Raw genomic sequence first — 15,654 nt, forward strand, 5'->3', positions numbered from 1 at the left:
AATAAAGAATAGACTATAGGAAATGAGAAGGTGACTGTACATGAAAAAAAATATTGCAGATTCAGTTGTAGAATCATTAATCAATGCAGGTGTTAAACGCATTTACGGAATCGTAGGCGATTCATTAAACGCTATTATGGATTCTGTACGTCGATCCGGTCAAATCCAGTGGATTCATGTTCGTCATGAAGAAGTGGCTGCTTTTGCCGCAGGAGCAGAAGCGGAATTAGAAGGTAGTATTGCTGTCTGTGCAGGAAGTAGTGGCCCGGGTAATCTGCATTTAATTAATGGATTGTATGATTGTTATCGTAATCGTGTACCTGTGCTAGCCATTGCTGCTCATATTCCAAGTGATGAGATTGGAAGTAGTTATTTCCAAGCGACACATCCAGAACAAATTTTTCAAGAATGTAGTGCTTTTTGTGAAACGATTATGACAGAGAAGCAAATGCCACGTACGATCAACATGGCGATCCAGACAGCTATAGCGCAATCTACAGTATCCGTTATTATTTTACCCGGAGATATTGCTGCACTAGAAGCAGGGAAACATCCTGTATCTGAAATTCCCGGTCATGTGACTCGTCCAGTCGTTCACCCTTCTACAGATGAATTGCAAAAGCTAGCTACCTACTTAAACGAAGGTAAGAAAATTAGTCTATTATGTGGTGCAGGATGTAAAGGCGCTCATGCTGAAGTGATGCAATTAGCAGAACGATTGCAATCTCCAATGGTGACTGCGCTTAGAGGGAAAGAACATTTAGAATACAACAATCCTTATTTTGCAGGTTTATCAGGGTTGATTGGTTATTCTTCCGGTTATCATACGATGATGGATTGTGATGTACTCTTAATGCTAGGTACTGATTTCCCGTATCGTCAATTTTATCCTGAGAAAGCCATTATTTTGCAAGTGGATATTGATCCTTCTCATATCGGAAGACGGACAAATGTGAATTACGGACTCTGCGGAGATGTCAAACATACGATAGAACAATTATTACCTTTACTTACAACAGAACATGATTCGAATCATTTGCAGAAATGTGTAGATCGTTATACCAAAGTACGCGAAGGATTAGATGAATTAGCTGTTGGCAAACCAGGGCATACTCCAATTCATCCGCAGTACCTCATGAAACTGTTAAGTGATGCAGCGACTACTGATGCGATCTTTACAGCAGACGTCGGAACGCCAACGGTATGGGCGGCTCGTTATCTACAAATGAACGGTCAACGTCGTCTTTTGGGCTCATTTAATCATGGGACGATGGCAAATGCACTTCCACAAGCGATCGGAGCGCAAGCCACCGCTCCAGAGCGTCAGGTGATCTCTTTATCCGGTGATGGTGGGTTATCGATGTTAATGGGCGATCTATTGACGTTAAAACAACATCAATTGCCTATCAAGACTGTTGTCTTCAATAACGGCGCACTTGGCTTTGTCGAACTGGAAATGAAAGCAGCAGGTTTTCTTGAAACAGGGACTTCGCTTGTGAACCCTGACTTTTCGGCTGTAGCAAATGCGTTAGGTATTATGGGGATTCGAGTTGAAGATCCTGCTGACCTTCCTTCTGCAATTGAGCGTATGCTTGCTCATGATGGCCCTGTACTACTTGATGTGGTCATTAACCGTCAAGAACTATCCATGCCACCGAAAATCACACTCAAACAAGCAGAAGGATTTACAGTATGGAGTATGAAAGCGATCCTTAATGGACGTGGTGATGAGATCATTGATTTGGCAAAAAGTAATCTTTTACGTTAAATCATTTCTTTTGGGTAATAGATAGTATGAGAAAACAAAGAAAAACACAAGGAGGTACTCTTATGGGTAACCCGATTAAAGATATCAAAAAAAGTATCGACAAATGTAAAGCTACCGCAGACCAGATCAAATTGACTTTGGATGATGTCAAAAAAGATGTAGATGGTGTAAAGAAAAATGTAGATCGTATTAAAGGTGAAGCGCAACAAAAGTCTGCTGACTTGAAAGTAGCAATGGCGACGATTAAAGGAGCAGGGGATAATACCAAAGAAATCGGTAACTCATTCATGTTATGTCTGCATGAAGTGAAAGCACTATTTTCGATGAAAGAAGAATCAACGTTGACGACATCTACGTCTACTTATTCTGAAAGCACAGGTGAACATCAACCTTCACTTCAATCCTCATCTCGTTATTAATCATCATAAACAAATCAACAGGATCATCTGCATACTTTTGTGCATATGATCCTGTTTTTTTGTAGTTCAATCATTAACATACAAGATGATACAATACTTGGTCACAATTGAGAGTCACTAGATATTCAAAATAAGTTCGACAATTCTGTGTTATAATCAATCTATATTACATAGAGGTCGAGGTGTCTGAATCATGGCAAATGAATTAATACATTCTTTAAACGAACAAATGAACTTTGAATTTTATTCGGCGCATACGTACATGGCAATGGCTGCTTACTGTTCAGGAGAAAGTCTGGATGGATTTGCTAACTTCTTTATTGTTCAAGCAGAAGAAGAACGTTTCCATGCGATGAAAATCTACAAATTTCTAAATGACCGTGGATACCGTGCTACACTTACAGCGATGCCTGAACCAACCAACGAATACACATCGATGCTTGATGTATTTGAACACGGCTATGCACATGAGAAACGAAATACAGAGAAGTTTTATCATCTGGCAGATTTAGCGCTTAATGAGCGTGAACATGCAACCATCTATTTCTTGAAATGGTTTATCGATGAGCAAGTAGAAGAAGAGGCTTTGTTCGATAATCTAATCCAAAAGTTACGTCGTATTGAACAAGACAGTAATGCTTTCTATATGATGGATACCGAATTTGCTGGACGTTCGTTCACTGCTCCTGCACTATAATAAAATAAAAAACTAAAATCCAAAAAGCCTACCTTTTACGGTAGGCTTTTTCATGGAAAGAAATAATATGACGAAATAGAGATTCTCCTTGATCATCGACAACAAAGTCAGCTTGTACAGGTAATACCATTGCACGATAAGGTTCGGGAACCCAGATATATTGATGTACATAAGAGGTCGCAATAAAGCCGCACTTTTCCCAAAATAATAATCGGCTTTGATTGAGCGGAGTATCCTCAGCTTCCACTTCGATCACAATAGCCGCCAAAGAATACTCCTGAATCGCCCATTGCTTGATCTGTTCCAAAAAAGACATCCCAATTCCTTGATCACGCCAATCGTGATGCACAGCCATATAATCAATAATTAATATATATTCAGCAGAAGAACCGACCAGACCCGTGATCGCCATCGCTATTACCTGATCTTGATCCATTAAAGCATGAATAAACGTATGATTTTGCTCCAGCATGGTACGCAATATCCTTTTGGGCTTCGCTCCATGTGGAAATGCTTCTTCATAAATCGGTTGAATCTTTTGCCATAATGATTCATCCCATGTTGTAGTTGTAACCCATTGTAATGATGTCATACCGTTCTCCCTCCACAATATCGCTTTCCTTATTCTATTAGACCAAACATCCTATATTCTAACCAACGTAAAATATTTCATTTCCTTCTTAGGTAAAAAGAGGTAAAGTTAGAAATAATATAAATGATTATTAAGTCACATTAGTATGGTTTCTATCTTTTTTTCTATATTTTTCTTAAAGGAGTTTTTGTATGAGTTCTGCCACTAACTATAGAGCATCGTATCAGTCCTATTTAACCCGTCAAGATGTAGATGGTTCCAAAATGAGGTACATATTTATTATCAATACAGCCGATAGTCTACAGCGGTATATGAAGCGTAATAATATGCAATCCGTCTTGACCAAGCTGTCACCGTTATCGATGTTCGGTGATATTGAAGTGATCGCCCAGACCGAAGGATCTTTTTACAAGTTACCTCATTTTGCAGAAGTGACCGCTTCTCATTATATGAAAACACATATTTACGGTAAAGATCCATTACGTGGAGAAAAAATAGATTTATTCGCAGAACTATTTCATACCAGTGAATTAACACATATTATCTGGTTTACAGATGAAGAAGTTACACCGTATACACGAGTCATTCAATCCATGAATGCACCGCATATGTTCTGGAATTTTGTATCGATTAAAGGATCACCTTTACGGTGTGCTGGAAAACCACCTAAAAATATTATGTTAACGCATATTCCTAAGATTTCTAGTCTAGCCACTTCGGTATTATATCGTAAATTGTTGAATAAATTTGCGCAGTATGTGAACAAAACAGATTTACCGATGCATGGACGAGTACGCATCAGTCAGATCGAAAACATAGCAGATTCACAACATGTGATCAAAGGCTCCAAATCCAAAGTAGAACAAACCAACCTCAAAGTAGGAATCGGTTGGAAAACAGTCGAAGGGGAATGTCTAAGCGCGGCGATGTTGCTTGCCAATAATCAATTAGCTGATGCTGAAAATATCGCTTTTTTCGGTAATAAATCCACGATCGGGATGACCCATGTCGATGGACGAGAATTACCAACAGAAGATATGGAGCAATACACTGTAAATCTATCGGCAGTAGAGCAAGCAGGGCAAGATAAGATTCTATTTTCACTGGTTATGCCTGATGGTACACCTGAACAATTATATATTCGTGTGCTCACTTATGATAATCGTGAATTGATTCGTTTTCATATTGATATGGAGACATGTGCTTCTAATACAGCGCTGGAATTGGGTGCATTATACTACTACAAGCAAGAATGGCGCTTTAATGCTATCGGGAACGGTTATAATGCTGGCATGGAAAAGATCGGTGCGAATTATGGGATTCCTGATCTGACGGATACGTATAATTTCACGCCAGAAGTGTTAGAAGATATCGCTTTAAATGGTAAAACGTTTGAGTATCATATGCAGGATTTGTTTACCAAATTAGGCTATGAAGTCGAAGTCCCTACCAGTGATCCTTATGCTCCTGATTATGGGGTGGATCTGATTGCGATCAAAGGCGGAGTACGCAAAGCGGTGCAGTTAAAATGCTTTAGCAATGTGGTTCCGATCAAAGCTGTACAAGAAGTATATGCAGGCGCAAGAATGTACAATTGCGACAAATATATGGTTGTAGCAACAAATTATTTTAGCCGTGCTGCGCTACAATTAGCAGAACAATTAGATGTAGAAATATGGGATAAAATGCAGTTAGCCAAAGTGGAAGATCGTTTGCGCTCACGTATCGGAGTCTCTGATGAAAGTGAACTCAAGCTCAAATTATCTAAAAAAGATGTAGAAGACGAGATTGATATCGATATTTCTGCTTTTCTCGTCGATGGATCGGATCAATGTCAAAGTGATGAAGATTTAATTTTCTACAATCAGACTGATCACCCGAGTGGATGTATACGATTGATCAACGATAATGCATGGGAAAAAATGATGTATATCGATCTATCCATTTTGCCTGCATATTGCGAGAAAATTGTGATTGTAGGTTCACTCGATGCGTATAAGCAAAAAGTGGAATTGACGATTGATAATGAACTGAACTTGTATCATACGTTTGAATATATGCCGAGTACAGTATGTGATACACTCGTATTAGGGCAATTCCGCAAAATCGATGGGGAATGGGCATTTACCACTTCGGAAACGTATTTTGTCGGTGGATTAGAAGAAGCTTGCAAAATGTATGGTCTAACTACGGGTTAACTGTTAGTGCTGTATGTTCATCAATAGATTCATGTTCAACATAAGATAGAAAGTCGCTCTACGTAGCGGCTTTTTTACTTTTTCTCAACGATACAAGGTACATAAGTTATCATTCTAATGATAATGCGATCTATACTATTCTATAAATCTGCAATATCGTACAAGACTTCTAACAATAATATTGATTAAAATAGACTCAGAACCCAGCAGGTTAGGAGGATAACAAGATGACAAATGAACTCAGGACATTACATTTGGATACTCAGCTTCAGATAGAAGCTTATCAATTTCAAGGTATTATGCAGAAATTTTCTCCTCATTTTCATGAGTATTATGTGATCGGATTTATTGAAGCGGGTCAAAGGCAATTGATCTGTAAAGGGAAAGAATACATTATTAATCCGGGTGATTTACTGTTATTTAATCCATATGATATTCATAGCTGTGAACAGATCGATCATCTTACTCTGGATTACCGCTGTATCAACGTTAGTATTGATGTGATGCGAGAGTTTAACCAAGGAGAACTTCCTTATTTTGTTCACAATGTACTTGTAGATCATCCATTAACTCAGACGTTAAAGCAGTTACATTCATCTATTGTGAGCGCAGAAGATCAGCTTGCCAAAGAAGCACTATTTCAGCAATTACTACAATCTTTGATTGAACAATATACAGATACGTCTATCCAACACGCACATGTAGTATCTCATCAACATCCAGATATTCAGACAGTCTGTCATTACCTAGAGCAACATTATTCGCAGACCGTGACGCTGGCTGAATTAAGTGATCTGATAGGCTATAACAAATATCAATTGATTCGTGCTTTTCAAGATGAGAAAAAGATTACTCCTTACAATTACTTGGAGACGATACGTATTAACAAAGCGAAAGAACTGCTAGAGCAAGGCACACCTTTGATCGAAGTCGCTATACACACAGGATTCAGTGATCAAAGCCATTTCAGCAAGTTTTTCAAAAAAATGGTCGGTCTAACACCCAAGCAGTATCTCAATGTCTTTCGACAAGAACGGTTGAGTTCTTAAATGGAACATCTGTTGACGTACATATTAATGGCTGTGTTGATGTCGATGTTACCGGGTACAGATACGGTACTGATTATGCGGAATTATTTTGCCTATGGAGCCAAAGGGGCTTATTATACTGTGATTGGTATTGCAACGGGATTGTTGTTCTGGACATGTATTGCGGTATTAGGTCTTTCTGTAGCGATCTCGCAATCTGTTTTTGTTTTCAATCTGATTCGATATGTAGGAGCAGCATACTTATTGTATATCGGGATTAGAGTATTATTGACTCGAAGTCATTTGCAAATTCAATCTTTACAACCTACCGATTCATCTGTGATGATGCATCAGCCTACCAAGCATTACAAAGAATCATTGTTACAAGGTATGATCAGTAATATTTTAAATCCCAAAACAGTGCTCGTGTATGTTACTTTTATTCCTCAATTTATTAATACAGAAGGGCATGTGCATCAGCAATTACTGTATCTAGGATTGATTCTAACGTTGATTGCTGTGCTCTGGTTTATCGTATTGGTCGGATTACTTCAACATCTTCAACACGTATTGCAAAAGCCTAAAGTACAGCTTGTTTTCCAAAAGTTAACCGGACTTGCGCTAATCGGATTTGGTGTGAAAACAGCTTTATAATTATTTAGGTAGTGATTTTAAGTGTAGGTTTTATATGAGCGATTATGTATAACTTTGACTCCCATTATAATAAGGATAGCAAGACGAATGGATCGTTCAAAACCTTTGTTTGTTCTCTATAGTATGCCTTGTCTTGACAAGTCCATAGCATTTCCCACATACTAAATAAACCCTATTTATTATGTATTAGGAAAGGTTACTATGAAAAAGATAAGCACTCATTTAATCAAAGAAATTAATCTAAGCAATGTGCGCCGTGTGATGAAAGATATCGAAGTCGGTACTAAGCCACAGATCGCTGAATTGACTCAATTGAGTGTTGTTACCATTAACTCATTGATCAAAGAATTAGTGGAACAGGGCGAGATTGCTGAAGACAAAATGATTCCTTCTAATGGTGGTCGACCGGCTTTGACCTATCGTTATAATTATAATTTCAGTATGGCTCTGGTCATCTATATGAATGTAAAGCAAGGCAAAGATACCACTTCGGCAAGTGTTATCAATTTACGAGAAGATATTTTAGAAAAAAAGAGTATCATATGCCGATCTTTGAACGTGAAAGCTTTTACGAAATGATCGATTATTATCTTGCTCGTTATCCTGCCATCAAAGTGATAGGAGTCGGTATCCCGGGACAAGCAATCGACGGACAGATTATTGTAAGTAGTCACCCTAATCTACAAGGTGTGCGTATGAGTGAAGATATTCAATCTCATTTTGGTATTCCAGTTGTGTTGGAAAATGATATTAATGCTGCAATTACTGGATATTATGTACAGCAGGATTCACCACAAGAACAATGTATCGTAGGGATGTATTTTCCAGAGAAGTATTGTCCGGGTATGGGAATCCATCTGAATGGGCAATTGATCAAAGGGAAACATGGTATGGCAGGAGAGATTAAGTTTTTGCCAATCAATATTGATTGGGAAAGCGATCTTAGCAAAGATACTTTTATAGAAACGCTGTGTCATTTAGTTCAGACAACGAATGCTATTCTAGCGCCACAACAGATCATTATGTATCAAAGTTATATTCAAGAAGAAGAGTGGGCTCCGTATTGGGAAGCATATCAAGTGAAGCGTGCTATGCCTTCTTATCCTGAACTTATTTTCCTAGATTCATTCCATGATGACTTTGAAATCGGAATGAAATGGTTAACACTCAAAGCATTAGAACCCTTTCTATCGCATATTCCGAATATTTAAATACTCTCATTACGCAATGAGAGTATTTTTTTATAAATAAAGTAAGATCATATTGACAGTCAATACAGTCTGTTGCATACTTAATAAATATTCTTTATTAAGTTGGTTTATTTAATTAGATATTATCATGTTGGAGGGGTATTGTCGGATGGCTACTTGGTTTCTTATTGTTATTTATCTTGCATTTATCAGTTTAGGGATTCCCGATGCATTGCTTGGTTCAGCATGGCCGGTCATGCATCCACAAATTGGAGCTTCACTTGAATCTGCTGGCTTATTATCTATGATTATTGCAGCAGGTACGATTGTATCCAGTCTAGCAAGTGGAACAATCATCAAAAAATGGGGAACTGGTCAGCTTACATTATTTAGCTGTGCGTTGACGGCTAGTGCTTTGCTAGGATTTTCATTTGCTCCTTCGTTATTATGGTTAGCTTTATTAGCTATTCCATTAGGACTTGGTGCAGGCGCAGTAGATGCTGCACTTAACCATTATGTAGCCAATCATTATAAAGCCCATCATATGAGCTGGTTGCACTGCTTCTGGGGAGTCGGCGCAATGACAGGGCCGATCATTATGTCTTATTTTATCGCTAAACATGGATCATGGCGTGAAGGATATTCGACGGTATCTATGATTCAATGGGGACTGGTTCTTATCTTACTGGTTACTTTACCCCTTTGGAAAAAAGTAGCGAACCTTCAACAATCCAAAGTCGATCATAACGACCTATCTGATCCATCATCTGAACCGACAAATGATACTTCTACAGATGTGAATTCAAAAAAAGTTCATCCGATCCGTATCAAAGGCGTAAAGATGACATTGATTGCATTTCTATTCTACTGTGGAGTAGAATCGACTGTCGGCTTATGGGGTGCTAGTTATCTTGTAGGTGCTAAATCAATGACTGCTGAAACCGCTGCTCTGTGGGTGTCTTTGTATTATGGCGGCATTACCGTAGGTCGATTGATAACCGGCTTTATTACGATGAAAGTTAATAATCGTATTTTGATTCTGGCAGGTCAGATTATCGCAGTGAGTGGAGTAGTGCTTATGTTACTTCCTTTACCTAATATCGCCAGTATGATCGGGTTGATTTTGATCGGTGTAGGCTTCGCACCTGTGTATCCAGGATTAATCCATGAAACGCCACATCGCTTCGGTAAAGTGAATTCAGCTCAACTGATTGGATACCAAATGGCAGTTGCTTATACAGGAACTACCTTTTTACCACCGCTATTCGGTATTTTAGCATCTCAATGGAGTATTCAGTTGTTTCCTATTGTCGTGCTGATCTTTATAGTAGGGATGTTGTTAAGTTCTGAATCTGTAAATGTAGCACTCAAAAAAAGACAATCAAACCACTATTAATAGCATCTTATTTTTTCGGATTTCTAATTACTACTGTATCTACTTAAAGTAGGAAATTGTTTGTATATCTGACTGAATAGAAAGAAGGGAGTATTATGTTACTCATTTCAGGATTAATTCTATGGATGTTATTATGTATTGTCATTTTATTCGGTGCTAGTTATGCAGCAACAGACAAAGTCCCAGATCTGGACAAGAAGAACTCTAAACCAGATGATCCATTTGCTTATTTATTTCCTTTATAACAAAGCTCTTTATTATAGAAATCTTTTTTCAAGTGTTTGGTAATCTTTCTTTCTTATAAATACCTTTGCTATATTAGTAATAGTATTTATAAGAAAGGAGCTACATATATGTGTGCATTATATCAGAATCAAACAGCTGTTTTTTTAGGAGATAGTATTACCTTTGGTTATGAATTAAAAGAAGGAGAACAAGCATATCCTGCTTTAGTTAGCGAAAGCTTAGGTTTGAATTCTTATGAAAATCACGGGATTTCTGGAAGCAGTGTATCTAGTGGCGGATGGGAACCGATGTGTGAACGATATCAAAATATGAATAGAGACGCAGATATCATCTTTTTTATGGGAGGTCGAAATGATTTCTCCTCATTAGAAAATGAATTTGGAGATATAAATACTTCTGCCGATGATACATATACTTTTTATGGGGCTTTAAAACATATTGCTGAGGGACTTATTCAATATTATCCAGATCGCTTAATTGTCTTTTTGACTCCACCTCATGGATCAAGCAATAGCGTACCTGAGCATTTACCGAACAGAACAACAGGTAAAATCTATAGCGATTACGTTCAAGCTGTACGAGAAGTCGCTTCGCTCTATTCTTTTCCTTGTTGTGACTTATGGAATACAGCAGGGATTCAGCCTCTACTGGAAGTTCACAAAAATATGTATTTTACAGGAGAAAACGGTATACCTGACGGACTGCATCCTAATCAAAAAGGGCATGAGCGATTAGCCAATCGGATCATTGGATTTATGAAAACATTATAAAAAAATACGTTATAACCTAAAGGCTGATAGGTCTATCAGCCTTTTTTTGTTGCATGTAATATATTCAGTCCACCCATAACGATCAGAACAACACTTTCAGCTAAATTAGATGGAGATTGTTCATGACTTTGTTTCCAACGATAAGCCGCTCCGTATATTGCCCAGCTAATCATGGTCGCTGCTGTTGCTAATGTATGCTCATCGGCATGTGTATGTTCTTGAGTGATTAACTTGAGTATAAATTTCTCTAACTGTACTTTAACGTTTTCTTCCATAATGGCAGATACAGAATTGTATTTTTTGATACAAGTCATACTCGAATCATGATATTCACACAGTGCCATGACTAACTCGTAAATCATTTCTTCGGTTAAATTGATATGATTATCTACTTTGTTGATTACAAATTGTAAAAAAGTATCAGACAACATCGTTTCCAATAACGCATATTTATCTGGAAAATGAGCATAAAAGGTTGCCCGATTAATCGTCGCATGTTTGGTAATATCGCTGATCGTGATCGTTTCAAAATCCATAGTATGAAGTTGTTCTAAAAATGAATCCAAAATCAACTGTCTTGTACGAATCACACGCGGATCATTGGGATTAGGAGAAAGAACACTTGCCATCGTTATACACCGCTTTCGGTCTAAGTTATATTTATTATAGACGCACCTTCTTGTAGCAACAAGTATGAAGAAGATAAACAACAATATGATCGATCTGTTGCTTAAGCAAAATAATAGAAACATTGTTGGTTGTAGAGCATATCAAAGCTTGATAGGATCGATGTATACCAATCAGGAGGTGCTATTTTGAATAATCAACAACAACAAACTCATTCAACAGAAGCTTTATTTCAACCATATACACTAGGTACATTAACGTTACCTACTCGAATCGTGATGGCTCCAATGGGCCGTATGTTCTCGATCAATGGAGTACCCGGAGAAGATGTAGCGACTTATTACCGTCGCCGGGCTGAAAAGGGAGTCGGATTGATTATCACAGAGAGTACCAATATAGATCATCCAGCAGTGATCAGTGAACCTAATATCCCTAACTTTTATGGAGAAGAAGCTTTACGTGGATGGGCTGAAGTGGCACGTCAAGTGCATGAAGTAGGGGGCAAGATATTCCCGCAATTTGGGCATATGGGTATTGCTCGTCCAGCAGGTTCTTTACCGCATCCAGAAGCTCCATCGCTTGCTCCGTCCGGGCTTGATTTGGATGGTAAGCAGGTAACTGAACCGATGACTCAGCAAGAGATTGATGAGGTGATTCAAGCCTTTGTCGATGCGGCTGTACAAGCGCAAAAGCTTGGATTTGACGGTATACAGGTTCATGGTGCACATGGTTATTTGATTGATCAATTTTTCTGGGAGAAAACCAATCAACGTACTGACCGATATGGTGGAGACTTTATCAAGCGTGCTCAATTCGCTGTGGAAATCATTCAAAAGATACGGGCTGAAGTAGGGCCAGACTATCCAATAGCAATACGGTTATCTCAGTGGAAAATGAGTGATTATCAAGCCAAACTATTCGATACCCCTGAACAACTGGGTCAATTTCTAGATGTGTTAGTAGAAGCTGGTGTCGATATCTTTGACTGCTCCACACGTCGCTTCTGGGAGCCTGCTTTCGAAGGATCAGATCTAAGTCTAGCAGGATGGGTGAAGAAGCTAACAGGCAAGCCAACGATTACTGTCGGCTCTATTGGACTCGATAGTGATTTCACAACGCTATATACCGAAGGAAAAGGAGCCGAGCAAAAAGATATCCAAGCGTTATTAGATCGTTTGAATGATAATGAGTTCGATCTTGTCGCTGTCGGACGTGCATTGATTAGTGATCCCGATTGGGCGATCAAAATTCGTGAGAACCGCACGGAAGAATTGCATAATTTCACACCTGAATCGTTAACAACATTGATCTAAAATAAAGCTACACATCTTATACACAAAAATACACAAACATAAAAAAGCGTTCTTCATGTATAGTGAAGAGCGCTTTTTGCTGTAGAACTTTTGCTATAGAATAATAGATTAGATAAGAAGGTTAGGTATCATCATAAACAAAGCAGTTTTATTTGATATTCAAATATTCTTTAAGCCCTGCTACAATCGCTTGCGCTACTTTATTTTGAAAATCATCTTGTACCATAATGGATTCTTCTGTTTTGTTAGTCAAAAATCCAATTTCAAGTAGCGCTGCTGGCATGGTTGTTTTGCGGATCACCAGATAGTTGGCTTGCTTGGAATTACGATCTTTGAACCCTGTAGCGGCAAGCACATGTTTTTGAATAATATCAGATAACAGCTTACTGCGCTTGGTATCGGCATAGAATGTTTCGGTACCGCTAGCGTCTTTGTTAGGAGCTGCATTACCATGAATGGAAAGAAACACATCGGCATTAGCATCTTCAGCGATTTTCACACGGCTATCTAACGGAATAAATGTATCATCCGTGCGTGTCATAATCAGATCGATTTGCGATTCTTTTTTGAGTAGGGCAGCGACTTTATTCCCTACATTTAGAACTACATTTTTTTCAAGTACGCCTGTAGCTCCTATACCACCTGAATCGGTATCTCCATGACCGGGATCAATAATCACTACTTTTTTACCGCCAGAGCCAACCGGTTTGGTCGTTGCAGTGGTATTGAGATCGACAAAAGTCAGATCATTTTGTTGATACAGTTTATACGATTTGCTTTGATTAAGATCGATCACGACACGGACTTGAGAAGGCTGGCTACTGAAGATAGAGTAACGAATCTGCTTCACATCTGCTGATCCAGTCACCGGTATCGTTCCAACTTCACCTTGTTTTAATTCAGTGCCTTGTAGAAACCCTGCACCGAAAGATGTTTTGGGCAAGTCGATCACGATGCGATTCGGATTCGTAAGGACAGAGTCTACTGGATTTACTTTATCGCTGGAAGAAATCATTAAGCGATTGTCACTGTAGCTAATACCTTCGATAGTCGTACTATTGGGATCAGGGGTAACTCCATTATTGGTATCCGGCCCAGCAGTTACTTTTTCTAAATGAACTGTTTTGGATGTGTTATCCCATTTTACTTTCAATCCCATCTCTGTACCGACAAAACGTAAAGGAACATAGGTTGTATTAGACTTCATAAATGGAGATTGCTCTAGTACCACATTGCCACGGGTAGAGTCTGCATTAGACTGTCCAACCGTCAGCTTGATTGTTGCAGAAGGATTCGATATGGTCACTTGTTGATCTGACTTTTTCCATTTTACGTTATAGCCCAACTTTTCGGAGATCACTCGAATAGGAACCATTGTCGTCTGATTGGTAATCATGACATCACCAGCACCTTCGATAGGCTGGTTATCCAACATAATTTGTGTAGATGCCGCTGTCGTTGTCTGCGGAAGTAAAATGAAAAAGCTCATCAAGAATGCGAATGTTATCGTTAGCCATAGATTTCGAGTATTCCGGTTCATTGTTATCTCATCTTCTTTCCCGTTAGAATAGTGCTCACTTATGTATATTCGGTTTCTCCACTTAAAAGGTTAAACTCATCTAAAGAAAAAAAGTTTCTCTAATGCAAAAATAAAAGCAAAATAAAAAAAGCTATAATCGATTCCTCTATAGAAGAGAGAACCGATTATAGCTCTAATCATCACGTACCTATGATCTATTAAGCGATCAAACAGTACGCAATAATCATCAAGAAGATAATCGTAATATGATTGATCGAGAAGATAAACATTTTGTGTGACCATTTTTTGTTTTCGTATTTTTTGAATGTGGATACACTAAGAATCAACCATGCTAGTGTTACGACAAAAGATACGAGAGTCACATAAGGACTTAATGTCCAGAACAGAAAGCTTGAGAATAAAAGCAATACGATATATACATTGGTCTGAATATACGTGCGTCTGATTCCTTTAACGATCGGAAGCATAGGAACGCTTGCTGCTTTGTATTCATCAAATCTGCGAATCGCAATACCGTAGAAATGCGGCATCTGCCATAGTAACATTGTTACGACAAGTGCCCAAATTTCGAAATGCCCCAAATCTTGTGAAATCGCACACCAACCAATCAATGGTGGCACAGCTCCAGAAAGACTACCAACTTCCGTATTGTAGACTGTTGTACGCTTTGTCCACATGGTATAGGGAACGACATACAGAAAAAGTCCCAATATACCGAACACAGCCGCCATTGGCGTAGCCATATACAATACAATAGCACCCAAAATTGTCATCGTAAAACCGATAATCAAACCTGTTTTGGTATCCACTTGGCCAGTAACGGTTGGACGGGTTCGGGTTCGTTCCATAATGGCATCAATATCCCGGTCATACAAGTTATTAAATGCTCCTGCGGAAGCAATAATCAAAGTCGATCCAACCATAGCGAGGATAATCGGTACAATTTGTCCCCAGACGGATTCATTAAATACATAAAGTGCCATACATAAACCAGCAATAACAGCAATCAGATTAGATTTGATAATACCGACTTTGATTGTATCAAAAAAAGCTTTAGGTATTGAACTGTACTCCACTGTAATGTTAGACTGCGCACTATTATTCATCATTATCATCTACCCATTTCTATATAATTAAAATTTTATACGATATAATGTAGTAATTATATCACTCTTTATAGTAGGTGAATTCTGTAACTTGACTTCGTTAATAATAA

General features: G+C 38.4%; 16 protein-coding genes. 12 read left to right on the top strand and 4 right to left on the bottom strand.

Going from position 1 to position 15,654, the window contains the following annotated elements; translation table 11 throughout:
• Positions 1-40: 40 nt before the first annotated feature.
• From poxB to RCP16_RS07375, 3 genes are all read left to right on the top strand, one after another.
• Positions 41-1,768, top strand: coding sequence for a ubiquinone-dependent pyruvate dehydrogenase (gene poxB / locus RCP16_RS07365; RefSeq protein ID WP_308642020.1), 1,728 nt, complete (start codon positions 41-43; stop codon positions 1,766-1,768).
• Between the two features lie 62 nt (positions 1,769-1,830).
• Complete coding sequence (locus RCP16_RS07370) at positions 1,831-2,187, top strand: DUF948 domain-containing protein (protein ID WP_137221904.1); 357 nt, start codon at positions 1,831-1,833, stop codon at positions 2,185-2,187.
• Between the two features lie 193 nt (positions 2,188-2,380).
• Positions 2,381-2,884 carry a ferritin gene (locus RCP16_RS07375; RefSeq protein ID WP_069328627.1) on the top strand — a complete coding sequence of 168 codons (504 nt, stop codon included), beginning with the start codon at positions 2,381-2,383 and terminating at the stop codon, positions 2,882-2,884.
• A gap of 28 nt (positions 2,885-2,912) precedes the next feature.
• Here RCP16_RS07375 and RCP16_RS07380 read toward each other — a convergent pair whose 3' ends face one another.
• Complete coding sequence (locus RCP16_RS07380) at positions 2,913-3,476, bottom strand: GNAT family N-acetyltransferase (RefSeq protein WP_069328626.1); 564 nt, start codon at positions 3,474-3,476, stop codon at positions 2,913-2,915.
• A gap of 191 nt (positions 3,477-3,667) precedes the next feature.
• On the opposite strand from RCP16_RS07380, the gene RCP16_RS07385 reads away from it, so the two are divergent.
• From RCP16_RS07385 to RCP16_RS07420, 8 genes are all read left to right on the top strand, one after another.
• On the top strand, positions 3,668-5,674 hold the full coding sequence (locus tag RCP16_RS07385) for a TerD family protein (protein ID WP_273594041.1): 2,007 nt from the start codon (positions 3,668-3,670) through the stop codon (positions 5,672-5,674).
• Between the two features lie 227 nt (positions 5,675-5,901).
• Positions 5,902-6,723 carry an AraC family ligand binding domain-containing protein gene (locus RCP16_RS07390; RefSeq protein ID WP_308642021.1) on the top strand — a complete coding sequence of 274 codons (822 nt, stop codon included), beginning with the start codon at positions 5,902-5,904 and terminating at the stop codon, positions 6,721-6,723.
• A complete protein-coding gene (locus RCP16_RS07395) occupies positions 6,724-7,356 on the top strand; it encodes a LysE family translocator (RefSeq protein WP_308642022.1) in 633 nt (210 codons plus the stop codon).
• Between the two features lie 201 nt (positions 7,357-7,557).
• Positions 7,558-7,935: a hypothetical protein gene (locus RCP16_RS07400; RefSeq protein ID WP_308642023.1), complete on the top strand. Its 378-nt coding sequence runs from the start codon at positions 7,558-7,560 to the stop codon at positions 7,933-7,935.
• Positions 7,899-8,567, top strand: a complete 669-nt coding sequence (locus RCP16_RS07405) for an ROK family protein (protein ID WP_308642024.1) — start codon at positions 7,899-7,901, stop codon at positions 8,565-8,567. Before RCP16_RS07400 ends, RCP16_RS07405 begins: the two co-directional genes overlap by 37 nt.
• Before the next feature lie 148 nt (positions 8,568-8,715).
• Complete coding sequence (locus tag RCP16_RS07410; protein ID WP_069328621.1) at positions 8,716-9,942, top strand: MFS transporter; 1,227 nt, start codon at positions 8,716-8,718, stop codon at positions 9,940-9,942.
• Between the two features lie 95 nt (positions 9,943-10,037).
• On the top strand, positions 10,038-10,187 hold the full coding sequence (locus RCP16_RS07415) for a hypothetical protein (protein ID WP_175425201.1): 150 nt from the start codon (positions 10,038-10,040) through the stop codon (positions 10,185-10,187).
• A 108-nt stretch (positions 10,188-10,295) separates the two neighbouring features.
• Positions 10,296-10,958, top strand: coding sequence for an SGNH/GDSL hydrolase family protein (locus RCP16_RS07420; RefSeq protein ID WP_308642025.1), 663 nt, complete (start codon positions 10,296-10,298; stop codon positions 10,956-10,958).
• A gap of 35 nt (positions 10,959-10,993) precedes the next feature.
• On the opposite strand, the gene RCP16_RS07425 is transcribed toward RCP16_RS07420, so the two are convergent.
• Positions 10,994-11,587 (bottom strand): TetR family transcriptional regulator, encoded by a 594-nt coding sequence (locus tag RCP16_RS07425; protein ID WP_308642026.1) that lies wholly within the window; start codon positions 11,585-11,587, stop codon positions 10,994-10,996.
• 186 nt (positions 11,588-11,773) lie between these two features.
• Here RCP16_RS07425 and RCP16_RS07430 point away from each other — a divergent pair, with 186 nt between their 5' ends.
• Positions 11,774-12,898, top strand: a complete 1,125-nt coding sequence (locus tag RCP16_RS07430; protein ID WP_308642027.1) for an NADH:flavin oxidoreductase — start codon at positions 11,774-11,776, stop codon at positions 12,896-12,898.
• 148 nt (positions 12,899-13,046) lie between these two features.
• On the opposite strand, the gene RCP16_RS07435 is transcribed toward RCP16_RS07430, so the two are convergent.
• Positions 13,047-14,387 carry an N-acetylmuramoyl-L-alanine amidase family protein gene (locus RCP16_RS07435; protein ID WP_137222038.1) on the bottom strand — a complete coding sequence of 447 codons (1,341 nt, stop codon included), beginning with the start codon at positions 14,385-14,387 and terminating at the stop codon, positions 13,047-13,049.
• Positions 14,388-14,635: 248 nt separating this feature from the next.
• Positions 14,636-15,547 carry a heme o synthase gene (gene cyoE / locus RCP16_RS07440; RefSeq protein ID WP_069328616.1) on the bottom strand — a complete coding sequence of 304 codons (912 nt, stop codon included), beginning with the start codon at positions 15,545-15,547 and terminating at the stop codon, positions 14,636-14,638.
• Positions 15,548-15,654 lie beyond the last annotated feature (107 nt).

The sequence above is a fragment of the Paenibacillus nuruki genome (assembly GCF_963311185.1).
Classification (GTDB): domain Bacteria; phylum Bacillota; class Bacilli; order Paenibacillales; family Paenibacillaceae; genus Saccharibacillus; species Saccharibacillus nuruki.